This window comes from Affinirhizobium capsici (genome assembly GCF_977018625.1).
This window is the reverse complement of sequence record NZ_CDRNXD010000002.1, coordinates 460,898-486,883: the sequence shown is the minus strand read 5'-3', so window position 1 is coordinate 486,883 and position 25,986 is coordinate 460,898. Positions and strand designations below refer to the sequence as shown.

Annotated in this window: 20 protein-coding genes; 12 read left to right on the top strand and 8 right to left on the bottom strand. The window is 54.8% G+C overall.

Annotated elements, in window-relative coordinates; genetic code table 11:
• Nucleotides 1-138 precede the first annotated feature (138 nt).
• The 3 genes from AC0JZ1_RS02140 (at nt 139) to AC0JZ1_RS02130 (ending at nt 6,266) form a co-directional block, all read left to right on the top strand.
• Nucleotides 139-1,314 carry an efflux RND transporter periplasmic adaptor subunit gene (locus AC0JZ1_RS02140; RefSeq protein WP_471880793.1) on the top strand — a complete coding sequence of 392 codons (1,176 nt, stop codon included), beginning with the start codon at nt 139-141 and terminating at the stop codon, nt 1,312-1,314.
• A 119-nt stretch (nt 1,315-1,433) separates the two neighbouring features.
• Nucleotides 1,434-4,616, top strand: a complete 3,183-nt coding sequence (locus AC0JZ1_RS02135; protein WP_471880792.1) for an efflux RND transporter permease subunit — start codon at nt 1,434-1,436, stop codon at nt 4,614-4,616.
• A gap of 222 nt (nt 4,617-4,838) precedes the next feature.
• Nucleotides 4,839-6,266: an NAD-dependent succinate-semialdehyde dehydrogenase gene (locus tag AC0JZ1_RS02130; RefSeq protein WP_471880907.1), complete on the top strand. Its 1,428-nt coding sequence runs from the start codon at nt 4,839-4,841 to the stop codon at nt 6,264-6,266.
• Between the two features lie 4 nt (nt 6,267-6,270).
• Here the strand turns inward: AC0JZ1_RS02130 and AC0JZ1_RS02125 are convergent, their stop codons facing one another.
• The 5 genes from AC0JZ1_RS02125 to AC0JZ1_RS02105 all read right to left on the bottom strand — a co-directional run bounded on the left by AC0JZ1_RS02125 (nt 6,271) and on the right by AC0JZ1_RS02105 (nt 12,433).
• Nucleotides 6,271-7,872 carry a DHA2 family efflux MFS transporter permease subunit gene (locus tag AC0JZ1_RS02125; protein ID WP_471880791.1) on the bottom strand — a complete coding sequence of 534 codons (1,602 nt, stop codon included), beginning with the start codon at nt 7,870-7,872 and terminating at the stop codon, nt 6,271-6,273.
• A gap of 1 nt (nt 7,873) precedes the next feature.
• The gene (locus AC0JZ1_RS02120) at nt 7,874-8,863 is read right to left on the bottom strand and encodes an HlyD family secretion protein (RefSeq protein WP_471880790.1); all 990 of its coding nucleotides are present in this window, start codon (nt 8,861-8,863) and stop codon (nt 7,874-7,876) included.
• Nucleotides 8,864-9,101: 238 nt separating this feature from the next.
• Nucleotides 9,102-9,704, bottom strand: coding sequence for a cysteine hydrolase family protein (locus AC0JZ1_RS02115; protein ID WP_471880789.1), 603 nt, complete (start codon nt 9,702-9,704; stop codon nt 9,102-9,104).
• 52 nt (nt 9,705-9,756) lie between these two features.
• Nucleotides 9,757-11,802 carry an NAD(+) synthase gene (locus tag AC0JZ1_RS02110; RefSeq protein ID WP_471880788.1) on the bottom strand — a complete coding sequence of 682 codons (2,046 nt, stop codon included), beginning with the start codon at nt 11,800-11,802 and terminating at the stop codon, nt 9,757-9,759.
• 97 nt (nt 11,803-11,899) lie between these two features.
• Nucleotides 11,900-12,433 (bottom strand): NUDIX hydrolase, encoded by a 534-nt coding sequence (locus AC0JZ1_RS02105; RefSeq protein ID WP_471880787.1) that lies wholly within the window; start codon nt 12,431-12,433, stop codon nt 11,900-11,902.
• Nucleotides 12,434-12,531: 98 nt separating this feature from the next.
• Between AC0JZ1_RS02105 and AC0JZ1_RS02100 the strand changes: the two genes are divergently transcribed.
• Entirely contained in the window at nt 12,532-13,176 is a 645-nt protein-coding gene (locus AC0JZ1_RS02100; RefSeq protein WP_471880786.1) for a DUF47 domain-containing protein, read from the top strand.
• Entirely contained in the window at nt 13,176-14,180 is a 1,005-nt protein-coding gene (locus AC0JZ1_RS02095; protein WP_471880785.1) for an inorganic phosphate transporter, read from the top strand. The genes AC0JZ1_RS02100 and AC0JZ1_RS02095 overlap by 1 nt, the downstream gene beginning before the upstream one ends.
• Nucleotides 14,181-14,195: 15 nt before the next feature.
• On the opposite strand, the gene hutC is transcribed toward AC0JZ1_RS02095, so the two are convergent.
• Together hutC and AC0JZ1_RS02085 are read right to left on the bottom strand one after the other, a co-directional pair.
• Nucleotides 14,196-14,930 (bottom strand): histidine utilization repressor, encoded by a 735-nt coding sequence (gene hutC, locus AC0JZ1_RS02090; protein ID WP_471880784.1) that lies wholly within the window; start codon nt 14,928-14,930, stop codon nt 14,196-14,198.
• Nucleotides 14,927-16,276 carry a formimidoylglutamate deiminase gene (locus AC0JZ1_RS02085; protein WP_471880783.1) on the bottom strand — a complete coding sequence of 450 codons (1,350 nt, stop codon included), beginning with the start codon at nt 16,274-16,276 and terminating at the stop codon, nt 14,927-14,929. Before AC0JZ1_RS02085 ends, hutC begins: the two co-directional genes overlap by 4 nt.
• A gap of 91 nt (nt 16,277-16,367) precedes the next feature.
• On the opposite strand from AC0JZ1_RS02085, the gene hutI reads away from it, so the two are divergent.
• From hutI to AC0JZ1_RS02060, 5 genes are read left to right on the top strand one after another with little or no spacing between them, the layout of a single operon-like run.
• Complete coding sequence (gene hutI, locus AC0JZ1_RS02080) at nt 16,368-17,639, top strand: imidazolonepropionase (RefSeq protein WP_471880782.1); 1,272 nt, start codon at nt 16,368-16,370, stop codon at nt 17,637-17,639.
• Nucleotides 17,640-19,175: a histidine ammonia-lyase gene (gene hutH, locus AC0JZ1_RS02075; RefSeq protein ID WP_471880781.1), complete on the top strand. Its 1,536-nt coding sequence runs from the start codon at nt 17,640-17,642 to the stop codon at nt 19,173-19,175.
• A gap of 5 nt (nt 19,176-19,180) precedes the next feature.
• Nucleotides 19,181-19,996, top strand: a complete 816-nt coding sequence (gene hutG / locus AC0JZ1_RS02070; RefSeq protein ID WP_471880780.1) for an N-formylglutamate deformylase — start codon at nt 19,181-19,183, stop codon at nt 19,994-19,996.
• A complete protein-coding gene (gene hutU, locus AC0JZ1_RS02065) occupies nt 19,993-21,666 on the top strand; it encodes a urocanate hydratase (protein WP_471880779.1) in 1,674 nt (557 codons plus the stop codon). Before hutG ends, hutU begins: the two co-directional genes overlap by 4 nt.
• Complete coding sequence (locus AC0JZ1_RS02060) at nt 21,587-22,225, top strand: HutD/Ves family protein (protein ID WP_471880778.1); 639 nt, start codon at nt 21,587-21,589, stop codon at nt 22,223-22,225. Before hutU ends, AC0JZ1_RS02060 begins: the two co-directional genes overlap by 80 nt.
• A gap of 6 nt (nt 22,226-22,231) precedes the next feature.
• Here the strand turns inward: AC0JZ1_RS02060 and AC0JZ1_RS02055 are convergent, their stop codons facing one another.
• Entirely contained in the window at nt 22,232-23,284 is a 1,053-nt protein-coding gene (locus AC0JZ1_RS02055; RefSeq protein WP_471880777.1) for a LacI family DNA-binding transcriptional regulator, read from the bottom strand.
• Nucleotides 23,285-23,527: 243 nt separating this feature from the next.
• Between AC0JZ1_RS02055 and AC0JZ1_RS02050 the strand changes: the two genes are divergently transcribed.
• Nucleotides 23,528-24,604, top strand: coding sequence for an ABC transporter ATP-binding protein (locus AC0JZ1_RS02050; protein WP_471880776.1), 1,077 nt, complete (start codon nt 23,528-23,530; stop codon nt 24,602-24,604).
• Between the two features lie 56 nt (nt 24,605-24,660).
• Complete coding sequence (locus tag AC0JZ1_RS02045) at nt 24,661-25,896, top strand: ABC transporter substrate-binding protein (protein WP_471880775.1); 1,236 nt, start codon at nt 24,661-24,663, stop codon at nt 25,894-25,896.
• Nucleotides 25,897-25,986: the final 90 nt, after the last annotated feature.

Sequence of the window (25,986 nt, the reverse complement as noted above, 5' to 3'; positions counted from 1 at the left end):
GGTTCACCAGCTCTCATCTTGAAATCATGCGACCACCTTGCTGCATAAGCCGCGGGAATGGCTTGCCTGTATCCATGACAAACCCTGTGAGCCTGAGACGAGGCTTACATTTGGCGGCTTTGCCGTCAGGAGAGAAAAATGAAAACGCGATTTTTGAACTGGGCCCTTTGGGGCACCGGATTAAGCACTGCTGCGCTGATAACCGGAGCATCTTTCTATCTAGACACACCAAGAGGTGCGACTGCGGCGCCTGCTGCCGCTGAAGCGCCAGCGGTTCCTGTCACTGTAACATCTGTTCAACCCCGCAACGTAACGACATGGCAGGAATTTTCCGGCCGTCTGGAGGCGGTTGATCGAGTTGAATTGAGACCGCGGGTTTCAGGCGCGATCCAGTCTGTACACTTCCATGAAGGAGGCCTTGTGCAGGAGGGCGACCTCCTCTTCAAGATCGATCCGGCTCCGTATGAAGCCGCCGTTCAAGAGGCAGAAGGACAGGTATCGTCAGCGAATGCAAAGGTGGAACTGGCACAAACCGAGCTGCAGCGTGGTGAGACTCTGGCGGGAAGGAATACCATTTCCCAAAGCGAATTGGCACAGCGCAAGAGCAATGAAAGAGCTGCGGTGGCTGGTCTTCAATCTGCTCAGGCTACGTTGCAGGTTGCAAAATTGAACCTAGGCTACACTGAGATTCGCGCGCCAATTTCTGGTCGTGTTGGCAAGATTGATGTCACTATTGGCAATCTGGTCGCCGCGGGCGCGGGCTCAACGCCGCTCACGAACATCATCTCCGTCAATCCCATTTATGCGAGCTTCGACGCCAGCGAAGACCTGATTGCCCGTATTCTTTCTGAAGTGCCAGCGAAGAACGGTATACCTGATCTGGGCCAAGTACCGGTTGAAATCACCACGCTCGATGCGAAGGCAACGCCGCTCCAAGCCAAACTGCAATTGATCGACAATCAGGTCAATACTGCCAGCGGCACGATAAGGGTTCGTGCTGAATTGCAGAACCAGGACGGTCGGCTTATCGCAGGACAATTTGTTCGTGTTCGTCTCGGTCAGCCTAAGCAGGAGGAAAAACTGTTGGTGAGCGAGAAGGCACTCGGTACGGACCAGGATAAGAAGTTTGTTTTCCTCGTCGATGGTGCCAACAAGGTGGCTTACCGCCCGGTGCAACTCGGTGCTGCCGTCGATGGCATGCGCATCGTGGAGAATGGCCTAGCTCCCGGCGACAGGATTGTAGTCAGCGGTCTTCAGAGGATTCGCCCTGGCGCACTCGTCGCTCCTGAGACGCAGCAACTGGCTGCCAAATAGAATTTAAGCCGTTTTTCGATAACGGCTTCATTCCGAAGAAAAGCCTGAACGTGTGCCCGCTTTCAAGAAGCGGGACATGTTCACTATGGCCTGAAGCTACCCTGGAGAGAGGGTTAAACATGAACATTTCTAGGTTTTTCATCGACAGGCCAGTCTTTGCTGGGGTGCTGTCGGTATTCATCTTGGTGGCTGGCCTGCTAGGCATGCGCGCGCTTCCGATTTCAGAATATCCTGAAGTTGTTCCGCCATCGGTCGTCGTTCGGGCGACATATCCTGGCGCGAATCCAACCGTGATTGCTCAGACTGTGGCGACACCACTCGAGGAGCAGATTAACGGCGTGGAAAACATGCTGTACATGTCCAGCCAGGCCACGTCTGACGGCGTGTTGACGCTGACGGTTACCTTCAAGCTCGGGACAGATCCAGACAAAGCTCAACAGCTGGTCCAGAATCGCGTTTCGCAAGCAGAACCGCGTCTTCCTTCGGAAGTGCGCGCGCTGGGCATTACGACTGTTAAAAGCTCGCCTGACTTCATCATGGTCGTCAACCTCGTATCCGATACGGATCGGTATGATCTGACGTATCTGCGCAATTACGCGACCTTGAATATCAAGGACAGATTGGCACGCATCCAAGGTGTGGGTCAGGTCCAGGTTTTCGGTTCCGGCGATTATTCCATGCGTATCTGGATCGACCCGCAAAAGGCAGCCGAGCATAAGCTTGCCGCCAGTGATATAACCAATGCTGTCCGTGGACAAAATGTGCAGGCTGCGGCTGGTATTATCGGCGCGTCACCTAGTCTCCCCGGGGTCGATCTACAGCTGAACGTCAATGCTCAAGGTCGTCTTCAAACGCCCGAAGAATTCGGCAACATCATTGTGAAAACCGGTGAAAATGGTGAAATCACGCGTCTGCGTGATGTGGCTCGTATTGAGTTGGGCGCTGCAGATTATACGCTTCGTTCCCTACTGGACGGCCAGCCGGCTGTTGCCATTCCGGTTTTGCAGGCCCCCGGCTCAAACTCCATCGAAATTGCCGACACTGTATACGCAACGATGAACGAATTGCAGAAAGCGATGCCAGAAGGCGTACACTATGAAATTGTGTACGACACGACGGAATTCGTTCGAGCCTCTATCGAGAAGGTCATCGACACTCTGCTTGAAGCGATTGCTCTCGTGGTTCTGGTTGTTATTTTGTTTCTCCAGACATGGCGTGCTTCAATCATTCCACTTCTGGCAGTTCCGGTTTCAGTGATCGGCACTTTTGCCGTCATGTACCTCTTTGGCTTCTCAGTAAATGCGTTGACCCTATTCGGTCTGGTGCTCGCAATCGGCATTGTAGTAGACGATGCAATTGTGGTGGTTGAAAATGTCGAGCGGAACATCGAGAACGGCCACTCCCCCCGAGAAGCAACCTATCGAGCGATGAGGGAAGTCTCCGGTCCAATTATTGCGATTGCACTGGTGCTGGTTGCTGTCTTTGTTCCCTTGGCTTTCATCTCAGGTCTGTCGGGTCAATTCTACCGGCAATTCGCGCTGACCATTGCAATTTCTACGGTTATTTCCGCCATCAATTCACTCACTTTGTCTCCAGCCTTGGCTGCCCTTCTGTTGAAGGGCCACCATGAGCCGAAAGACGGATTGACGCGGATCATGGATTTCCTGTTCGGTCGCTTTTTCCGAGGCTTTAACCGCGCCTTTGGCGCAGCATCCAAGGGCTACGGGCGCACGGTTGGTGGCTTGCTCTCTCGCAAGAGCATTGTCATGGTCATCTATCTGGCACTGGTCGGGCTCACATACAGCATGTTCAATGCAGTGCCGGGCGGCTTCGTGCCAAGCCAGGACAAACAGTACCTCGTTGGCTTCGCCCAGTTGCCGGATGGCGCCTCGCTCGACCGCACAGAACAAGTGATTAAGCAGATGAGCGAAGTCGCTTTGAAGCAACCCGGTGTGAAGCATACCATCGCCTTCCCTGGCCTCAACATCAATGGCTTCACCAATGGGTCGAATTCGGGCGTGGTTTTTGCAGTCCTCGATGATTTCAAAAACCGCACATCGCCAGAGCTATCCGGCGATGGGATCGCCATGGCGTTGAATCAGCAATATGCCGGTATAAAGGATGCTTTCATCGCTATCTTTTCACCGCCACCCGTCAATGGATTAGGCACGACTGGAGGGTTCAAGCTTCAGATTGAGGATCGTTCCGGTTATGGCTATCAGGCACTTGATGAGGCAACCAAAGCTGTGACAGCCAAGGCTTATCAAGCACCGGAACTGGCTGGCATCTTCTCCAGCTTCCAGATCAATGTGCCGCAGCTTTACGCCGATTTGGACCGGACAAAGGCTGAGCAGCTAGGTGTATCCGTTACGGATGTCTTCGAGACGCTGCAAATTTATCTTGGCTCACTTTACGTGAACGATTTCAATGCTTTTGGCCGCACTTACAGCGTACGTGTCCAGGCAGATGCGAAATATCGCGCCAAGGCAGACGACATTGGTCGGTTGGAGGTGCGTTCGCAAAACGGAGAGATGATTCCGCTTGCCGCGCTTCTGAAAGTGAAGGAAACGGCAGGGCCTGAGCGCACCACGCGTTACAACGGTTTCCTGTCTGCCGATATCAATGGTGCGCCAGCTCCCGGCTACTCTTCCGGGCAGGCGCAGGCGGCGATTGAGAAAATCCTTAGCGAGACGTTGCCATCCGGCATCGACTATGAGTGGACAGATTTGACCTACCAGCAAATTCTTGCAGGCAATTCCAGCCTCATCGTCTTTCCGCTTGCACTTTTATTGGTCTACCTGGTGCTGGCCGCGCAATACGAAAGCCTCACTCTGCCTCTCGCGATCATTATGATCGTGCCCATGGGAGTACTGGCAGCCCTCGCCGGAGTCTGGCTCACAGGCGGAGACAACAATATCTTCACCCAGATCGGGCTTGTGGTGTTAGTCGGGCTATCGGCAAAGAATGCGATCCTCATCGTAGAATTCGCAAGAGAGCTGGAATTTGAGGGTAGAACACCACGACAAGCTGCGATTGAAGCCAGTCGCTTGCGTCTTCGCCCCATCCTCATGACGTCGATGGCCTTCATCATGGGTGTCGTGCCGCTCGTCGTCTCCACAGGCGCAGGTGCGGAAATGCGCTCGGCAATGGGTATCGCGGTTTTCTCCGGCATGATCGGCGTTACATTGTTTGGCATCTTCATGACGCCGGTTTTCTATCTGCTGGCCCGTAAAGTCACAGGTGAAAGGCCGCTAGCGCGTCATACTTCGGAGACGGCTCCCGCTCTCTCTCCAGCGGAGTAAGAGCCATTCCGAGGGACCGCGCGTCGCTTGATAGTGACGCGCGGTCTCATCATTTTGTCACGCAAACCGATGGACCATATCAATGCAACTGATTGGAAGCCCACGCAGAAGAGGGGTATGCAAAGCTAAGCCCTGATGCATACACCAACAGGGCGGTACGAATGAAAGGACGACCTCGTGACGACCACTTCAGCACTCACAAAGCACCTCAAAAAGCCTGAGCTGTTTTCTGATCTCGCGCGCGTTCCTGAAGGCGATTTTCACAATCTCCCTCTCTTTCGTATATTCGATCCAGCGACAGGGGATTTATTGGCAGAACTTCCGGATATGGGAGTCTCGGAAGTTTCTGCCGCTATCGACAGGGCTCATGCAGCACAAGGCTCATGGGCGGCACTGACCGCGAGGCAACGATCTGATCTTTTGTGGGAATGGCACCGTTTGATCCTGCAGCATAGCGAGGATCTAGCTTCCATTTTGACTGCGGAAATGGGCAAACCCTTCGCGGAAGCCAAATCCGAAGTCTCTCATGCCGCAGCCTATCTTCAATGGTACGCAGAAGAGGCCAATCGCATTTACGGCGAGACGATTTCTGCCCCTTCCGTTGACCGAAGAATGATTGTCATAAAGCAACCCGTCGGTGTCGTGGGTGCTATCACTCCGTGGAATTTCCCAGCTTCCATGATAGCGCGAAAGATTTCGCCTGCTTTGGCTGCCGGATGCGCGGTCGTGGTGAAACCTGCCGAACAAACGCCGCTTGTCGCTGGTGCAATGTTCGCTTTGGCGCGCATGGCAGGCTTTCCCGCCGGTGTACTCAATCTTATCTACGCGTCAGAAGGCGCAGATGTTGGCCGTGAACTTTGCACCAATGCGAAAGTGCGCAAGATCAGCTTTACCGGGTCAACGGAAGTTGGGCGCTTGTTGATGCGCCAGTGCTCAGAGCAAATCAAACGGGTAAGTTTCGAACTCGGAGGCAATGCGCCGTTTATCGTGTTTGATGACGCCGACATCGATGCTGCTGTCGATGGGGCTATTCAAGCAAAGTTTCGGAATGCTGGACAAACATGTGTGTCGGCAAATCGGCTCTATGTGCAGTCTGGTGTGTTCACGCAATTCGCGGAGAAATTCACGGCCAAAGTTGAGGAACTTCGCGTTGGCAACGGCTTCGATCCCGGTGTTTCCATCGGTCCACTGATTGATGCGCGGGCTCTTGCCAAGATGCAGTCTCACATTACTGATGCCCTTGAAAAAGGTGCTGTGGTCCGGTGCGGTGGGGAACCTGTGAGTGCCAATGGCACATTTTTCCAACCAACTGTTATCACAGAAGTGACACGAGACATGCGCCTTGCCCAGGAGGAGACCTTTGGCCCCCTTGCGCCGATCATCCGGTTCGAGGATGCGGATCAGGTTGTGGCGGAGGCCAACGATACAATCTATGGCTTGGCAGCTTATTTCTATGCATCGAACCTCAAGCGGGTTTGGCATGTGGCTGAAGCGCTCGAATACGGCATGGTGGGCATCAATACCGGACGCATGTCTTCGGAAGCTGCTCCATTCGGCGGAATGAAGCAATCCGGTATTGGTCGAGAGGGCTCGCGCCACGGCTTGGAGGATTATCTTGACATGAAATATCTCTGCATGGGCGGGTTGTAATGGCTCAATGCATTCCGCCTCCGCCGCCCGCCTTGAGATTGACGTTGCGAAGGATCAGCGCGAGCGGGATGACGGCAAGCGAGATCAGCGAGAGAGTGTGGAACACATCGATATAGGCAAGAAAGCTCGATTGCTGTTGCACGTTTTGCGCAATCAGGGCCATAGCCTGCTCCTTCGCTTGTGCGGCGGCAGAGCCCTGTTGTTCGAAGAAATGCTGTAACTGACGCAAGGTTTCGTAATAGGCAGGGTTGGAAGGCGTAATATTCTCAACCAGACGGCTTTGATGCCATTGCTCACGATGCGCGAGTACGTTTGACGCAATGGAAACGCCGATCGAGCCGCCGGTATTGCGCGCAGCATTGATGAGCGCGGAGGCCTGATCCGTTTGGTCCGGTCTCAAGCCGTCATAGGAAGCTGCGGTGATAGGGATGAAGATCAGCGGCAGGCCCAGCCCGACGAACAAACGCGCCCAGACGAAGAAACCGAAGTTCAGGTCTGCGTAGACATTTGTCATAAGATACATTGCGTAGGCAATTATCCCACCGCCCAAAGCGATGAGGTACTTGGGCTGGACGATGGATGTTGCCCTCCCAACAATGAACATCATCACCATCGTTACAAGACCGCCCGGAGATAGCGCAAGACCCGCCCAAGTGGCCGTATATCCGTAATTTTCCTGAAGTATTTGCGGCACGAACTGCGTCGTTGCAATGAGGATAGCACCGATTGCAAGCATCACGATAAAGCAGGAGCCAAACTGACGGCGGGCCAGCATGGTGATGTCCAGCACAGGATTGCGCTTCCACAAAAGCCACGGGATAGCCAAGCCCAGCGCCAGTATGCAAATGCTCGTCGCGATAATGATAAAGGTGGAATCAAACCAATCCTCCACCTGGCCGCGGTCCAAAGCAAGTTCCAGCGCACCCAGGAAAGTGGCTAGCAGCAGGAAGCCCACGATATCGAAGCGCACACCATTCTTGCGCATTTCCTCACGTTTTTTATGGGCTTCCTCTGGCTCATTCACCAGAAAGTAGACGAGCGCTAACGCAAGTGCACCAACAGGACCATTAATGAGAAAGCACCAGTGCCAAGAGAAGTTATCGGAAATGTAACCGCCGAGCGTCGGGCCAATAACAGGTGCGACCACGACAGCAATGCCGAAAACGGCGAAGGCTTGGCCGCGCTTAGAGGGCGGGAAGGCATCTGTGAGGATTGACTGCGACACAGGCACCATGCCGCCACCGGCAAAACCCTGGATCATGCGGAAGACGATTAGCGATGGCAAATCCCACGCGAGTCCGCACAGGATTGAGGCGATGGTGAAGGTTGCGAGACACACCATGTAGAAACGCTTACGGCCATAGCGTTGAGCGATAAAGCTTGATGCGATAAGGGCAATGGCATTTGAAACAAGGTAAGTGGTTACCACCCAGGATGCCTCATCGGAGCTGACAGCCAATCCACCAGAGATGTAACGCAGCGCCACGTTGGCAATGGTTGTGTCCAGCACTTCCATGAATGCTGCCACGGCGACAACAATCGCGATGATCCAAGGATTGGTTTTGCGGGTTGATTGAGCGCCTCTGGCAGCTGCCGATCCTGGCATGTTAGCGATCCGGGTGGACGGTTACGGTTGGCAGCACCGACATTCCTGGGCCTATCGATACATCCTGCGGCCATTGTTCAACAGTAATCTTGACTGGAACGCGCTGGGTCACCTTTACGTAATTGCCCGTGGCATTTTCCGCAGGCAGCAGCGAGAAAGCCGTGCCAGAGCCAGGCTGGATAGAATCTACCTTGCCTCGCATCTTGTGATCGGGATAAGCGTCAATCGTGACGTCCACTTCCTGTCCAGGGCGCATGTAAACAAGCTGTGTTTCCTTGAAGTTCGCGGTTACCCAGATATCGTCGGGAACGAATGTGGCAATCGCCTGCCCCGCTTCAAGAAGCTGGCCCTTTGCGCCGCTTAACTTCACGATCCGCCCCGGTTCCGCCGCCGTAACCGTGGTGTAGTTCAGGTTCTGTTCAGCGCTTTCTTTCTGAGCTTCTGCTTGGCGCAAATTAGCCTTGGAACTGTTGAGTTGGGCTTCGGCGGCGGCCTTGTTTTTCATGGCAGACATAACGCCTGCCTGTGCCTCACCATAGGACCCCTGGCTCTGCCTCAAGTTGCTCTGCGCCTGTTGAAGCGTCTGAAGGCTGCCCGCGCCACCTTTCTGCAATTCCTCTTGTCGTTTTGCTTCATCCTGCGCAAATTTAAGTGCAGCCAGTGCAGATGTTTCCTTTGCGCGTGCTTCATCGATAGAAGCTTGAGCGACGGAAATTTGCGCCTCCGAATTGGCTATTCCTGCCTGTGCCGCTTCTACTTGTGCATTGGCCTGATCCAGAGCGATCTGATAATCCTTGGCATCGATTTTTGCGATGACAGTACCGGCCTCGACGTGCTGGTTGTCGCCGACTCGAACTTCCGAGACATAACCAGAAACTTTTGCAGCAACCGAATAGCTTCGCGCATCAACGAAAGCATCATCAGTGGACTCGTACGGGTAGGAGTAGTTTAGCCAGAGAAAGTAGCCGACAACTCCAAGAATGATGAGCACAACAACGCATCCAAGGATGGCTATCGGATGTCTGCGAAGAATGGACGGTTTTTCATCCCGGGTTTTGTCGGCCTTTTTATCTTCACTCGGGTTTTTTGACTGAGTTTCAGTTATGGATTGCGAATGTGCTGTGGAACCAGTGTCCTGAACCTCTGTCACGATGAGCCTCTGCATTGAGCGAAAAACGCCGGAGGAACGGAAAGTCGGGTAGATGGTTCCAGTATTAGATTCGCCTTATTTAACTTGTTGTTCTTGGTGCCTCTTGCACCGATAGAAATTCCTCTGTCGTCACCATTTGTAGCTGCACGGAAAAGCGCTGCGCCAACAGGCCGATCGCCGCATCATGGGTTTCGTCCGTGCCGCTACACACGGCATCGGTCAGGACGACAATGCGAAACCCGAGATCGATTGCACCAAGGATCGTGGAGAGAACGCAGACATCTGTCTCCCCGCCGGAAATGACCAGCGTGCTGACCCGCTCACGCACCAGCTGTTGATAGAGTACGCCCTCTAGCCAGGGTGAATAGACCATCTTGTCTATAACTCGGGCTGGCGGTGCAAAGGATTGAAGCTCTGGCACAAGTTCTACCATCTCGGCTTGCAAATGCTGGCCGGTCATCATCCACCATTTTTGATAGTAATCACACCACGCACCAGCGGCAGCCTCGGCCGAGCGGGGCGGAATGAACCGGGTGAAGATTGTGCGCTCGCTATGCCGCTCCGCGACTTCAGTTATCTGAGGCAGCACCTTGCCCATCCAAGGCACATGCCAAGGCGTTTCTTCTGCAAACATGCGCTGCACGTCGATACAAAGATGGCGCCAATTTTCGTTGATTTTCATCCAATACTCCCTTGCCGGACATAAACCAGAAAGGGAGTTGAAAGTTCGAAGATCAGTTCTTCGGTACGTTATCCTGCAATTCTTTTAGCCAGATGCGAGCGTTTCCATCGGAAGGAGCGCGCCAGTCCCCACGCGGCGACAGCGATCCCCCAGATGTAACTTTTGGACCGTTGGGAGAGGCGGAGCGCTTGAACTGGCTAATGGTGAAGAAGCGGAAGAGGAAGGTTTCCAGCCACCGACGAATGGTCGCCAGATCGAATTCACGCTTCTTTTCATCGGGGAAATAGGCAGGCCAATGTCCGCGTTCCGCGTCCTGCCATGCCTGAAGCGCGAGGTAAGCGACCTTAGACGGCTTCAACCCGAAGCGTGTAATATAGAACAGGAAAAAATCATGCAGATCGTAAGGGCCGATCTTATCCTCCGTGCTCTGCATCGCCCCACTTTCATCCTTTGGCACCAATTCGGGCGAGATGATCGTATCCAGGATACGACCCAGCGTTTCACCGGTCTCTTCGTCAAATAGTTCGGAGCGAATAACCCAGCGGATGAGATGCTGGATCAGCGTTTTTGAAACCGACGCATTGACATTGTAGTGGCTCATCTGGTCGCCGACACCATAGGTCGACCACCCCAATGCGATTTCCGAAAGATCGCCGGTGCCAAGCACGAGTGCGTTTCGCTGATTGGCCGCACGGAACAAGAAGTCTGTTCGCAATCCAGCCTGAACATTCTCGAATGTCACATCATAGGCAGGCTCACCATTTGAGAATGGATGATTGAGATCCTTCAAAAGCTGGGTCGCCAGTGGGCGAATATCGACCTCTTCCGCCGTTACGCCGAGGCCGCGCATCAATGCCCAGGCATTGCCCTTGGTTTCATCGCCGGTTGCGAATCCCGGCATGGTGAATGCAAGAATGTCGGAACGTGGCCAGCCCAGTTGGTCGTAGGCGCGCGCTGCCACCAGCAGTGCATGGGTGGAATCCAGGCCGCCCGACACGCCAATGCAGAGTTTACGAATGTTGGTTGCGCGCAGTCGCTTCATCAGGCCTTGAACCTGGATATTGAAGGTCTCGTAGCAATCCTGATCCAGCTTTGTGTGATCTGCAGGCACGAACGGATAGCGCGCTAGCGGACGAATGAGATCCATCGCATTCTTCGGCGGGACGAAGTTAAACATCACGCGGCGGAACGTCTTGCCCGGCGTCAAGTGCAGTGTTGCCGCATCGTTGAATGTGCCGGTGCGAAGCCGTTCAAGGCGCAACCTTTCGAGATCGATATCCGCCATACACATTTGCGAGCCGGAAGGGAAACGCTCCGTTTCGGCCAGCAGTTCGCCCAGTTCGTAGATGCATGCTTGTCCATCCCAGGCAAGGTCAGTGGTCGATTCACCAGGGCCTGCCGCGGAATAGAGATAGGCAGACCATGTGCGCGATGACTGCGCTGAACACAGCAGACGGCGTGTTTCTGCCTTGCCCACAGTAATGTTGCTGGCAGACAAATTAGCCAAAATAAGAGCACCCGAGAGAGCGCCAAAATCGCTAGGTGGCGCTGGAGCCCAGAGATCCTCGCAGATTTCCACGTGGAAAATGAAATCTTTCACGCTGCTGGCAGCAAATTGCAGATCGATGCCGAATGGCGCGACCTGTCCTGCTATGACCATCTCCGCTTCGCGGATCGATCTGCCTGAGGCAAACCAGCGCTTCTCATAGAATTCCCGATAATTCGGCAAATGCGTTTTTGGAACGATGCCTAAAATCTTGCCGGAGTGAATGACAACCGCGCAGTTGAATAGCCGGCCCTCATGCCGCAAAGGTGCGCCAACTAGCAGGACCGGGTTCAGGCGCCGGCTTTCTTCTACCATACGGGCAATGGCTTCCTCGACTGCGTCAAGTAAAGCATCCTGGCCGAAAAGATCGTCTATGGCGTAGCCTGAAAGCGCAAGTTCCGGAAAAACCATGAGCGAAACGAGTTTTTCGTGTCCTTCACGCGCAAGTTCCAGCATGGAGTTTGCATTGAAATGTGGGTCAGCCACTTCGCTGGCTGGTGTGCATGTGGCACAACGCACAAAGCCGTGGCTGAAGGGCGAATGAAACTCCATGACATTTCTCCTGCTCATGCATATGGCGTCTAACGAGACGTTCTCGCTTATAGGTAAAATGCGCCTGAGGCGAAAGTCGGCAAGCCAGAGGTCGAGATTAAGATGCAGGTGTAGCCGGGCGCTTTGATTTTTTTGGCTTGAATTCCACGAGAAGCGACTTCAGCTCAATTTCCCGCACCCGGCGCGCGGCCTCGTCCGGGCTTACCCAGGCAATTGTTCGCTGGCCCTTCTCTTTGAAGCCGCTCTCGACTTCCTCAACCTCAACCTGGAAAACATCGACAACACAGGGCACGACTTCGCCATCGTCCAACAGTTTAAGGTAGGTATAGCGACCGACGGGCTTTTTCTTCACCTCACCACGTACGCCAGCCTCTTCCCAAGCTTCTGTGGCTGCGGCCTGATGCGGCTTTTTGTTTTTCATCGGCCAGCCTTTGGGAATTACCCAACGTCCACTATCCCGCGTCGTCACCAAGAGGATTTCGATGTCTTTCTCGACACGGCGAAAGCAAAGGGCCGCATATTGTTGCCGAAAACCGCCTGTAAAAAGCTTATCGGAAACGCCTGCAAGCTGCTGAAGGAGAGAGCGCGGCTTTGCTGGACCGCTTTTCCGGGTCTTCTTGGATGGGTTCATATCACTGGATAACGCTAGATTCTGTGCAAGCTGCGATTGCTCTCCTTTGCTTCATGACACATTTAAGACAGCAAGTCGCCCTGGAAAGGTTGAAGGTCATGATGAGCATTTTCCGTAAGTTGATGCCGCGCGAAGATAAGTTTCTAGACATGTTCTGCCGGCATTCCACAACTGTCGTAGGCGCAGCGGAAGCTTTGAACGAACTTCTCCACGGCAAGGATGTCAGCGGCAATTGCGAGCGTATCGTCAAGCTCGAGAACGATGCTGATGCAATTACCCACGAAGTGCTGCTTGCTGTCCGCCTCAGCTTTATTACGCCATTTGACCGTGGCGATATCAAGGATCTCATCCAATCCATGGATGATGCGATCGACATGATGCACAAAACGGTAAAAACGATCCGCCTGTTCGAACAATCAAGTTTTGATCCCCTGATGCAGCAGATGGGCGAGGAAATCGTCAAAGCCGCCCATCTCATCGTTGAGGCTATTCCTCTTTTGGACAAGGTGGGCAGCAATGCGCAGCGGCTCGCGGCCATCACCGAGGAGATCACTCGTGTGGAAGGTCGTTCGGACGACCTGCATGATCAGGGACTGAAGGACCTTTTCAAACGCCATGGCGCAAGCGGAAACGCGATGGCCTACATGATTGGCAGCGAAATTTACGGAGAGCTTGAAAAGGTGGTTGATCGTTTCGAAGACGTCGCCAATGAAATCAGTGGCATCGTGATCGAGAACGTGTGATGGACGCGCAACTTGCCCTGCCCCTGCTTGCTGGCTTGATTGCAGTCGCGTTGTTTTTTGATTTCCTCAACGGCCTGCATGATGCTGCCAACTCAATCGCCACCATTGTTTCCACTCGGGTATTGCGCCCCCAATATGCCGTAGCATGGGCCGCTTTCTTCAACTTCATCGCGTTTCTCTTCTTTGGCCTTCACGTGGCCGAAACGCTGGGAACAGGCATCATCGATCCATCCATCGTCTCACCGCAGGTTATTTTTGCCGCGTTGATGGGAGCCATCATCTGGAACATCGTTACCTGGATTTTCGGCATCCCTTCCAGTTCATCGCACGCACTCGTCGGCGGACTGGTGGGTGCCGGGCTAGCCAAAGTAGGCTTTAACTCCATCGTATGGAGCGGGCTGTTGAAGACGGTCAGCGCCATCTTTATGTCTCCCGCTATCGGCTTTTTCCTGGCGCTGGTGCTGGTGCTTATCGTTTCGTGGCTTTTTGTACGCCAGACCCCATTTGCGGTAGACCGCACATTCCGCATCATGCAATTCGTGTCAGCGTCACTGTATTCACTCGGTCACGGCGGCAACGACGCACAAAAGACCATGGGCATTATTGCAGTCCTGTTGTTCAGTCAGGGCCAGTTGGGCGATAAGTTTTATGTACCCTTCTGGGTGGTAATCTCCTGCCAGTCCGCAATGGCGCTTGGCACGCTCTTCGGCGGCTGGCGCATTGTACACACCATGGGCTCGAAGATCACACGCCTGAACCCAATGCAAGGATTCTGCGCGGAAACCGGCGGCGCCTTGACGCTGTTTGGCGCAACATGGCTTGGGATACCTGTATCGACAACGCATACAATCACGGGCGCGATCATTGGTGTCGGGGCCGCGCGCCGGGTGTCGGCAGTGCGTTGGGGACTGGCTGGCAACATCGTCATTGCATGGATTGTCACCCTGCCCGCAGCCGCGCTGATTTCCGCCAGCTTTTATTATCTTGTCGGTCTGTTTAGCTAATCGGGGTAGATCCGATCATCCGGCTCGGTCGGATTCACCCGGCTGAAACCGGGCTACCAGTTGATGCCGCTCACCGTGGTAGGTTAGCCGGACCTGAGTTACGGGGCCGGTAGCACCCCAAGTGCGGCGTTCAATGACGAGACACGGCGCATTTTTGACGATTTGAAGACGCTTAGCCATTTCAGCGCTAGCGGCAGTCGCCTGGATGCGATGTTCCGCCGCATTCCACGGAACGCGGGCTAGAAGCCAGGGGCCGGGAACATTGTTTTCAAAATCTGCCGTTTCTGCATCAGGAACCGTAGAAAGATTGATCAGTCGATCTTCCACGCAAAAAATACTGGCCCCGGCGTAATGCAGGCAGCACAACTGCAAAAGGGGCGAACCCTCCTCCACATCCAGCTTCGTAAGGTCAGCCTTGTCAGCCTGTCTTACCTCACGCAAAAGAAGCTTGTAGCCATAGGCTTGTTTGAGAGACCGAACCTCGGTCTCTATATCGTGGATTTCCAGAACTGCTGCTTGCGCAATCGGCTGTGAAACGAAACTGCCGGACTTTTTCCGCCGCTCAATCATTCCGGCACGCGCAAGCTGCGTCAGCACCTTGTTTGCTGTCATGCGCGAGCAACCATATTGCGCGGCAAGGTCCACCTCAAATGGCAGGCGATGTCCGGGTGGCCACTCGCCAGATAGGATTTTCTGCTCAATGTCGCCCAGAATTCGGCTGTGCAGCGTTCCTTCCTTATCTGCGGTCATGTTTGCAAAAGCTCCTGCATGGCTGTCTTGAAGTTCCTGCTTATCGCTTCTCTCTTGAGGTGGCGACCCTGCCGCACACGTTCAATGCCATTCACCCACACGCGGTCCACGCATACACCCTGCCCAAAAATCCATCCGTCCAGAATCTGGTCGCCGTTTAGGTAGGGTGCGCCAGTGCTATTGAGAGAGACCAAATCGGCAGGTGAACCTATTTCCAATGGCTTTGCACCAGCCAGTGCTCGTGTCCCGCCATTGAGCGCGGCATTGAAAAGCGCCCGACCCGTGGATTCGTTTGGTTTTGCCATGGCATTGCGCACACGCTCACCCAGGCGCTGCGAATACTCCAATTGGCGGAGCTCTTCCGCAACTGAAATCCGAACATTCGAGTCAGAACCCACGCCCCATGCTCCACCCGCATTCTCAAAGCGGATGCCATCAAAAATGCCATCGCCAAGATTTGCCTCTGTGATGGGGCAGAGACCTGCCACCGCACCGCTTTGAGCAAGAGCCGTGGTTTCAGATGCTGTCATATGCGTTGCATGTATCATGCACCATCGGGCATCAACCGGCATGGTATCAAGCAGCCATTCAACCGGACGTTTGCCCAAATGGAGAAGGCAATCGTCAACCTCTCGCGTTTGCTCTGCCACGTGGATATGGACCGGTCCGCCTTCAGCTAGCGGCAATATGCTCCTCAACTCCTCAGGAGTTACGGCGCGCAGGCTATGGGGCGCAATGCCAAGCTTCGCCTGCGGCAAGTGCGAGACGATGTGCTTGCATGCGTCTATCTGTTTGTCGAATTCATCGATGGAATGAATGAAACGGCGCTGACCTTCTGTGGGTGCCTGACCGCCAAAACCGGAATGGGCATAATAAACCGGCAGCAGCGTCAGCGATATGCCAACGGCTTCGCTTGCGGCCGCGATCCGTTCAGCCATTTCACCGATGTTCGCATAATGCGCACCATTGGTATCATGGTGCAGATAGTGAAATTCACCTACCCGCCCGAAACCGGCTTCCAGCATCTCCATATACAGTTGAGCAGCCACGGCCTCAGCCTGTTGCGGCGTGAAGTTGAGCGCCAGCCGATACATAAGCTCGCGCCAACTCCAGAAACTATCACTGCCCGGACCTCTTGTTTCAGCCAGACCCGCCATTGCGCGTTGAAACGCATGGCTGTGCAGGTTGGGCATGGCTGGAACTACGGTGTGATGGCGCTCATCATCCTTCTCAACCGGCACACCTTCTTTGATCGCAGCGATGCTCCCCTTTACAATACGAAGCCTCACATTTTTTCTCCAACCCTCTGAACAATATAGATTTTCGATGTGAAGGCTTATGTCCATGGCGGGCATCTCCGGCAATGACGCAAAAAAAATTGACTTGCGCACAGCATTATCATGTCTATACATTATCCGCAAATGGAAGGTGAAGCCGATGGAAAAAGAACGCTCAAAGCAGGCTTGGGAGGCCATGACGCGAACCTCTTCTTTGTGGGTCAATGCGCATATCGCAACCATGGTAAAAGGGGCCGCACCGATAGAAAAGGGAGCCATTCTTGTTGAGAATGGCCGTTTGATCTACGTTGGTTCGGAAAATGATCTCCCTACCATGCTCCCTGCAGATATCCGCCGGATCGATTGCCAGGGCCGTTGGATTTTGCCTTCCTTTATCGATTGCCACACCCATCTCGTTTATGGCGGCAACCGTGCCATGGAATTTGAAATGCGGCTTGCCGGAGCAAGCTATGAAGACGTGGCTCGCGCTGGCGGCGGTATTATCTCGTCAGTAAAGGCGACTCGCGCACTCACGGTCGAGCAACTGGTCGAGCAAGCCCTGCCGAGACTCGATGCCTTGCTCGCCGAGGGCACTTCTACCGTGGAAATCAAATCCGGTTACGCGCTCAATATTGAGGGCGAGTTGAATATGCTGCGCGCTGCGCGCGAATTGCAAGACGTTCGGCCGGTTCGCATCGCGACGACTTGGCTTGCAGCACACGCCACCCCGCCGGAATATAAAGGGCGCAACGACGACTATCTACGCGACGTTGTGCTCCCCGGCTTGGCTGCTGCGCATGCGGAAGGTCTGGTCGATGCGGTTGATGGCTTTTGCGAAGGTATAGCTTTTTCGCCTGCTGAAATCGCACTCGTATTCGATGAGGCGCGAAGGCTTTCCCTGCCTGTAAAACTCCATGCGGAACAACTGTCCGATCTCAAGGGTGCCAAACTTGCGGCGTCCTATGGTGCTCTATCTGTCGATCACCTGGAATATCTCGCGGATGGCGATGTAGCAGCCTTGGTTGAAGCAGCGACCGTTGCAGTGCTGCTACCCGGCGCTTTCTATACGCTGCGGGAAAAGCAGTATCCTCCGATCGCGGCCCTTCGAAGAGAAGGCGCATCCATCGCACTGGCAACGGACAGCAATCCGGGAACATCTCCGCTGACCTCCCTGCTTCTCACCATGAACATGGGTGCAACGCTGTTCGGGCTGACGGTTGAAGAATGTTTGGCTGGCGTAACCCGTGAAGCAGCTACTGCACTGGGGCTTTCCGGCGAGACTGGAACGCTGGAGGCTGGAAAGGCCGCCGATTTTACCCTGTGGGACATCGAGCGTCCCGCAGAGCTTGTTTACCGGATGGGCTTCAACCCACTTCAAGCCAGGGTTTTTAACGGCCACATCTCATCCAATTTCATGTCAGGAGCGATTTGAATGACCATTGTTCTCCACCCAGGCAGCGTTGAACTGGCCGACCTTGCCCGCATCTATTGGGATGGCGAGACAGCAGTTCTCGATCGCAGCTTTGATACGCGAATTGAAAAGGCGGCGGCCCGTATTGCTGCAATCGCTGCAGGCAATGCGCCTGTCTATGGCATCAATACTGGCTTTGGCAAACTTGCCTCCATTAAAATCGACGCGGCAGACACCGCAACGCTGCAGCGCAACCTCATTCTGTCGCACTGCTGCGGCGTGGGCGCGCCGATGCCGGAAAATATCGTTCGCCTGATCATGGCGCTTAAGCTGATATCACTTGGTCGCGGAGCATCTGGTGTAAGGCTGGAACTCATCCGCCTGATCGAAGCTATGTTGGAAAAAGGCGTCACGCCGCTCATTCCTGAAAAGGGTTCGGTCGGTGCGTCGGGAGATCTCGCACCGCTAGCGCATATGGCAGCCGTCATGATGGGTGAGGCGGAAGCGTTCTTTCAAGGTGAGAAGTTCTCGGGCGGCGAGGCATTGAAACGGGCGGGGTTAACACCCGTTGTGCTGGCAGCGAAAGAAGGGCTTGCACTCATCAACGGCACACAGGCTTCGACTGCACTCGCGCTTGCGGGTCTGTTCCGTGCACACCGCGCTGCTCAGGCAGCGCTCGTCACTGGTGCCTTATCCACTGATGCAGCCATGGGATCTTCTGCGCCATTTACCGCAGATATTCACACACTTCGTGGCCATAAGGGGCAGATCGACACGGCCGCATCGCTCCGCCGGCTGTTGGAGGGTTCGGTCATCCGCGAGAGCCATCTCGAAGGCGATGAACGCGTACAGGACCCTTACTGCATCCGCTGCCAGCCACAGGTGGACGGCGCATGCTTGGACCTCCTGCGCATGGCTGGCCGAACGCTTGAAATCGAAGCCAATGCAGTTACCGACAACCCTCTTGTTCTATCGGATGACAGCGTTGTGTCTGGGGGCAATTTCCACGCGGAACCTGTTGCCTTCGCGGCGGACCAGATTGCCATTGCCGTTTGTGAAATCGGAGCGATTGCTCAACGCCGGATCGCTTTGCTGGTCGATCCCGCCCTGTCCTACGGTCTTCCTGCCTTCCTAGCCAAGAAACCTGGCCTCAATTCCGGCCTCATGATTGCCGAAGTCACGTCAGCCGCCCTGATGAGCGAGAACAAGCAGATGTCCCATCCGGCATCGGTTGATTCCACGCCAACATCGGCCAATCAGGAAGACCACGTTTCCATGGCCTGCCATGGTGCGCGCCGCCTGCTTCAGATGACGGATAACCTCTTCTCCATCGTCGGTATCGAGGCTCTGACGGCGGCGCAAGGCGTGGAATTTCGTGCTCCACTCTCCACCAGCCCGGAATTGAAAAAAGCGATTGCTGCTCTGCGTTCTGTCGTCCCGACACTGGAAGAAGATCGCTACATGGCGCCCGATTTGGAGACGGCGAGCCGCCTTGTCGCTAACGGAGGCCTGACGGGTAGTGTTTCAGCTGACATCCTGCCCAAGTTGGAGGGCTGAGTGTCGTGGCGGTGTTTGAAATCACGCAGGGCTCCTCCCCTATTATTCTTGCCTTCCCCCATACGGGAACAGACGTTCCCTCGGAGATTTGGAATCGGCTCAACGACAACGGCAAGCTGCTTGCCGATACCGATTGGCATATCCATGAGCTTTATTCAGGGCTTTTGGCAGATGCCACAGCGGTGCGCGCCACATTTCATCGCTATGTGATCGATGCAAACCGTGATCCTTCCGGCGTGAGCCTTTATCCAGGTCAGAATACCACTGAACTTGTTCCAACTACAGATTTCGACGGTGTAGCGATCTGGGTCGATGGTCAGGAACCGGTTGCGGAGGATATAGCCCGACGCATCGAAACCTTCCACACGCCTTATCACGCGGCTCTTTCGGCTGAGATTGAGCGCGTTAAAGCTGAGCATGGCATTGCCGTACTCTATGATTGCCATTCGATCCGCTCCCACATCCCGTTTTTGTTTGACGGCAAATTGCCAGATTTCAACATCGGAACGGACTCAGGTCGGACCTGTGATCGACGTATCGAAGAAGCGGCCAGCCAGATTGCTGCCGATGCGGAAGGCTATACCTCAGTTGTGAATGGCCGTTTCAAAGGCGGCTGGACAACGCGCCACTATGGCAAGCCGCAAGCAGGCATTCACGCCATTCAAATGGAGCTAGCGCAGATCACCCATTTGGTCAGGGAGGCACCTCCCTTCACCTATGATCGCGCGAAAGCAGAACGGCTCCGCGAGCACCTCTCACTCATTCTCCGAAAAATGGAAGCCGTAGCGCTTGAGCTTAAAATCCAGGGAACACGACCATGACCAACCCACGCCATAACATTCGTGAAGTTCGCGCCGCGACTGGAACAGAGCTTTCCGCCAAAAGCTGGATGACGGAAGCCCCTTTGCGCATGCTCATGAACAATCTCGATCCCGATGTCGCAGAACGTCCGCATGATCTGGTGGTTTATGGTGGCATAGGCCGCGCCGCCCGCACCTGGAACGATTTCGACAAAATTGTCGAAACTCTAAAGACGCTGACGGAAGAAGAAACCTTGATCGTGCAATCCGGCAAGCCGGTTGGCGTGTTCCGCACGCACAAGGATGCCCCCCGAGTTCTCATTGCCAACTCAAATCTGGTGCCGCATTGGGCAACATGGGATCATTTCAACGAGCTGGATAAAAGAGGCTTGGCCATGTACGGCCAAATGACTGCCGGTTCGTGGATCTACATAGGCACACAGGGCATCGTGCAGGGCACTTACGAAACCTTTGTTGAAGCTGGTCGCCAGCACTATAACGGCAACCTCAAAGGCAAATGGATTTTGACCGGCGGCCTGGGTGGTATGGGTGGTGCACAGCCACTCGCCGCAGTCATGGCAGGAGCATGCTGCCTGGCGGTAGAGTGCGATGAAACCCGGATCGATTTCCGCCTTCGCACCCGTTACGTTGACGCTAAAGCGCATACACTGGACGAGGCGCTGGCGCTCATTGATCAATGGACCAAAGCAGGCGAAGCAAAGTCTGTAGGCCTGCTGGGCAACGCGGCAGAGATATTTCCAGAACTCGTTCGCCGTGGCGTGAAGCCGGATATCGTGACCGACCAGACTTCTGCGCATGACCCAATCCACGGCTACCTTCCTTCGGGATGGACAGTCGCCGAATGGCGCGCCAAGCAGGAGTCTGACCCAAAAGCGGTTGAAGCGGCATCGCGTGCGTCCATGAAGGTTCATGTTCAGGCCATGGTGGATTTCTGGAACATGGGTGTGCCGACACTCGATTATGGCAACAACATCCGTCAGGTTGCCAAGGAAGAAGGTCTGGAAGATGCCTTTGCATTTCCAGGTTTCGTTCCTGCCTATATTCGTCCACTGTTCTGCCGGGGTATCGGCCCATTCCGCTGGGCAGCGCTCTCAGGCGATCCGGAAGATATCTACAAGACAGATGCCAAGGTGAAGGAGCTGCTGCCTGATAACAAGCACCTGCACAACTGGCTGGACATGGCACGCGAACGCATCTCGTTCCAAGGTCTTCCGGCACGTATTTGCTGGGTCGGTCTGGGTGATCGGCACAAGCTGGGCCTGGCCTTCAATGAGATGGTGCGGAACGGCGAACTGAAAGCGCCAGTTGTTATCGGACGCGACCATCTCGATTCAGGCTCTGTTTCGTCTCCAAACCGAGAAACGGAGGCTATGAAAGACGGCTCTGACGCAGTTTCCGATTGGCCTCTGCTGAATGCGCTGCTCAACTGCGCATCGGGTGCAACTTGGGTGTCACTCCATCACGGTGGCGGTGTGGGCATGGGCTTTTCCCAGCATTCCGGCATGGTGATCTGCGCAGACGGCACGGACGATGCGGCGCGTCGTCTGGAGCGCGTGTTGTGGAATGACCCAGCTACTGGTGTCATGCGCCATGCGGATGCAGGCTATGACATTGCATTGGATTGCGCCAAGGAAAAGGGTCTGCGGCTTCCTGGCATTTTGGGAAATTGAAGTGAAAATCCTCAAGGCAGCGGATTATAGGCGCATGCCCTGGAAAAACGGCGGCGGTGAGACGGCGGAAATCGCCGTCTTTCCACCGGATGCCGATCTTTCCAGCTTTCACTGGCGGATCAGCATGGCGACTGTCGCTGTGGACGGCCCTTTTTCGACCTTTCCTGGGATCGATCGAACCTTGACGATCCTCTCTGGTGACGGAATGAAACTGGACATCGAAGGCAAAGATGAGGTTATCTTATCGCCCGCTTCTGATCCCTTGTCTTTCCCAGCGGATACTCCAACAACTGCGCGACTTTCCAACGCAACTGTGGTTGATTTCAATGTTATGACAAGGCGAGGCATATGCAGTCACTCTGTCAGGCGGGAAATTTTGCCGCTCGCATTGCAGCCATCCCAATATCTGCGGCTGGTGTTATGCCTGGACGACGCGGCCGAACTGAATGGAGAAAGCCTCAAGAAGCATGACGCCATCCTCCTCGAACCTTATGAAAGCGGGATAAATTTGCGCGGTACCGGGGGAGTGCTGGTGGCAGAGATTCTGAAGAGTACTTAGGCAACCTCAGCTGCTGCGTCGGTGCAGCAGCGTGAAGCGCGTATCAATCGAAGCGTTGCGCTCCATGTCCTTGCCCGCCATGTGATCCACGATCAGGCGGGCAGCCTCGCGCCCAATGAGATCGCCAGAAGGTCTGATCGTACTGAGCGACGGATTGCAAGCACCACTGAAGCTCAAGTCACCAAAGCCAATAATAGCCAAACGATCAGGCACAGAGATACCCAATCGCTCACACTCGAACAAGGCACCCAAAGCGACGTGATCATTCGAACAAGCAATGCCGTCTACATCAGGATGCATTTCCAGCGCTTCCGCCAGCAGCATGGCTCCCACCTCGGCAGAAGATGGAGCCGGGTGCTGAACCACATCTACCTTCGCGCCAGCTTCCTTCGCTGACAAAACGAAACCATCGCAGCGCTGGCGCGCGCGCCGGTCTTCATGCATTCGCGCCCCGAGGAACAGCAGGTTTCGCCGCCCTTCCTGAATAAGATGACGAGCAGACGCCACGCCCACTTGGTCGTGATGAAAGCCAATAGCCGTATCGATCTGCGGACCACCAAGCTCCCAGATCTCAATGACCGGAACACTCGTTTTTGCCAGCATCTTGCGGGTAGCTTCGCTATGGGAAAGACCCGTTAAAACGACAGCCGCTGGAGCCCATGACAAAGCGGTCCGAACGAGATCTTCCTCTTCCTTCTCGTCATATTCCGTGTGTCCGAGAATGACCTGAAGGCGTTCTTTGCGAAGAGCAGTTTGCATGGCAGCCACCGTTTCGGCGAAGAATGCATTGCGAACTGATGGAACAATGATGCTGACGGCGCGCGAGGAGGCGGCGGCCAACCCGCCAGCAACCAGATTCGGCACATAATTCAACTTGTCGATAGCACGCGCGATTGCGCTTCCTGCACTTGCAGAGACAGCCTCTGGTCGGCGAAGATACAGGGAAACCGTGGATGGCGAAACCTTGGCTTGCTCTGCCACATCCATCATGGTGACGCTCTGCATCTTACGGCGTTGCCGCTGCGGACGAGAGATAGCCCCCTTAATTTGGTCTGCCATACCCCCTCCTACGTAGCGCTGCGAAATACCGGATATCCGTTTATGGCGTCGTTGGCATGTTCATTTTGCAGGAATAACGCGAGATGGCAACGATTTTTCGCCATAAAAGCGTTTGATCAAGCCATTTAGAAAGAATAAAAGGAAAACTGCAGACGGGGATTGCGTTTGCAAATCGTAGCGCTATGATTGGCGAAAATTTGCATGATGCGGCGTCGGTGTTTGCGCCGTGCTGGGAGGGATTTCATGGCTTCTGTCAGCCTTCGCAAGCTCGAAAAGAGCTATGGCTCGCTGCGAATCGTCAAAGGTATCGACCTTGAGATTCAGGATGGCGAATTTGTTGTCTTTGTAGGCCCTTCCGGCTGCGGCAAATCCACGACCTTGCGCATGGTGGCGGGTCTAGAAACGATCAGTGGCGGCGAAATCCGCATTGGCGAGCGCGTGGTCAACAAGCTTGCGCCTCGCGAGCGCGATATTGCTATGGTTTTCCAGGACTATGCACTTTACCCGCACAAAACTGTGCGCGAAAACATGGGGTTCAGCCTGAAGGTTCGTGGCGTATCGGTAAAGGATGCCGAAGGACGCATTAACGAAGCCGCAGAAATGCTGGGCATTGCCCATCTGCTGGATCGTCGCCCCGGCCAGTTGTCTGGCGGCCAGCGCCAGCGTGTCGCAATGGGTCGCGCCATCGTTCGCCGTCCGCAGGTCTTTCTCTTCGATGAGCCGCTTTCGAACCTTGATGCCAAGCTGCGTGGCCAGGTGCGCACCGAAATAAAGCGTTTGCACCAACAAATCGGCACCACGATTATCTACGTGACGCACGATCAGGTAGAAGCCATGACGCTGGCAGACCGCATCGTTATCTTGCGTGGCGGCGATATCGAGCAGGTTGGCACGCCGGATGAAGTTTACAACAAGCCTCAGAGCGTTTTCGTTGGCGGCTTCGTTGGCTCGCCCGCGATGAATTTTGCCAAGGCTAAAGCCCAGGATGGTGCACTTGTATTCGCTAATGGCGACCGAATTCCTCTATCCGCCCTTGCTGCAGACAAGCAGAGTGTTGAAAACGGCCGCGACGTGATAGTCGGCATCCGCCCGGAGCATTTCGTGACGGTGGCAGACCCGGCCATGACCCTGACCGCCAAGGTCCAGGTCGTCGAGCCTCTAGGTTCGGATACGCTCGTGCATTTTGCTATTGGTGGTGAAACCCTGACGGCGCGTATGCCGCCGGAAATGCGCCCGGAGCCGAACACGGAACTTCGTCTGGGGCTTGACCCCACGAAGGTTCATCTTTTCGATGCCGCAACGGAACGCGCCATCGTTTGAACTCCAGACGGGGGAGCAGCACCCGTTTAGAACTCGTAATACTTGGGAGAGAGACCATGATGATCAAGCGTTTGGCTGGCGCCCTTCTATCTGCCAGCATTCTAGGCCTTGCGGCTCCGGCTTTTGCCGATACAGAACTGAAAGTTTACATTTCCAGCCAGCACCAGCCTCAGGTTTGGCGCAAGGTTTTGGACCAGTTCGAAGCTGCCAACCCAGGCACGAAGGTCACGATTGAGACTGGCGGCAACACGTCCGAAGCTCAGGCTCAGTATCTCAACACCATCATGTCCGCGAAAGACAGCTCGCTGGATGTTCTGATCCTCGACGTTATCCGCCCGGCGCAATTTGCAGCCGCTGGCTGGACCTCGCCTTTCGAAGGCAAGGACATGAAGGTCTACCTTCCAGCCTATGCAGAAGCCAACACGGTTGATGGCAAGGTTGTTGCCCTGCCCGCCTTTGCGGACTCAATGTTCCTTTACTACCGCAAGGATCTTCTGGAAAAGTATGGCGTTGAGCCGCCTAAGACCTGGGATGAGTTGAAGGCTGCCGTCAAAAAAATCAACGGCGGTGAGAACAAGGCTGACTTGCAGGGTCTCTCGTTCCAAGGGAAAGCAATTGAAGGTGCAGTTTGTACCTTCTTGCTGCCATACTGGAGCCAGGGCAAAAACCTCGTCGACAACGGCAAACTGACATTCGACAAGGATGCTGCCGTGAAGTCCTTGAAGCTGTGGAAGAGCTTCGTGGATGAAGGCGTGTCCAAGAAGAACATTGCAGAAGTCGCAACGGATGACACCCGCAAGGAATTTCAGGCCGGTAATGCTGTGTTCGCTGTAAACTGGTCCTATGCATGGGCGCAGGCTCAAGGCAAGGAATCGGCGGTTGCTGGCAAGGTTGGCGTGACCCGCCTTCCGGCTGTGACCGGCGGCGAACAGACGACCTGCCTCGGTGGCTGGGAATGGGGTGTTTCCGCCTATTCCAAAAACCAGGATGCCGCCAAGAAGCTGGTTGAATATCTCTCCAGCCAGGAAGCTTCCAAGTACATGGCTGTGAACGGCTCGCTGCTGCCAACCTACCCGGCGCTCTATCAGGATGCCGACGTTGTGAAGGCGGCCCCTTGGTTTGCTGATGCAAAGCAGGTTGTTGAAACTGCAAAGCCGCGTCCGGTTACTCCACGCTATAACGAAGTCAGCGAAGTCATCCGCACGACCGTCAATGCGGTTCTGGCTGGCGTGACTACACCGGAAGATGGTGCAGCACAGATCGAAGCACGTCTTCGCCGCATCATTCGCTGATACGGAATCAAGTTTAAAGTATCAGGCGAGGGCGTCTTGCCCTCTCCTCCCAATATCCCTTTCACGCAATCTCATTTGGGATTGCGAGGG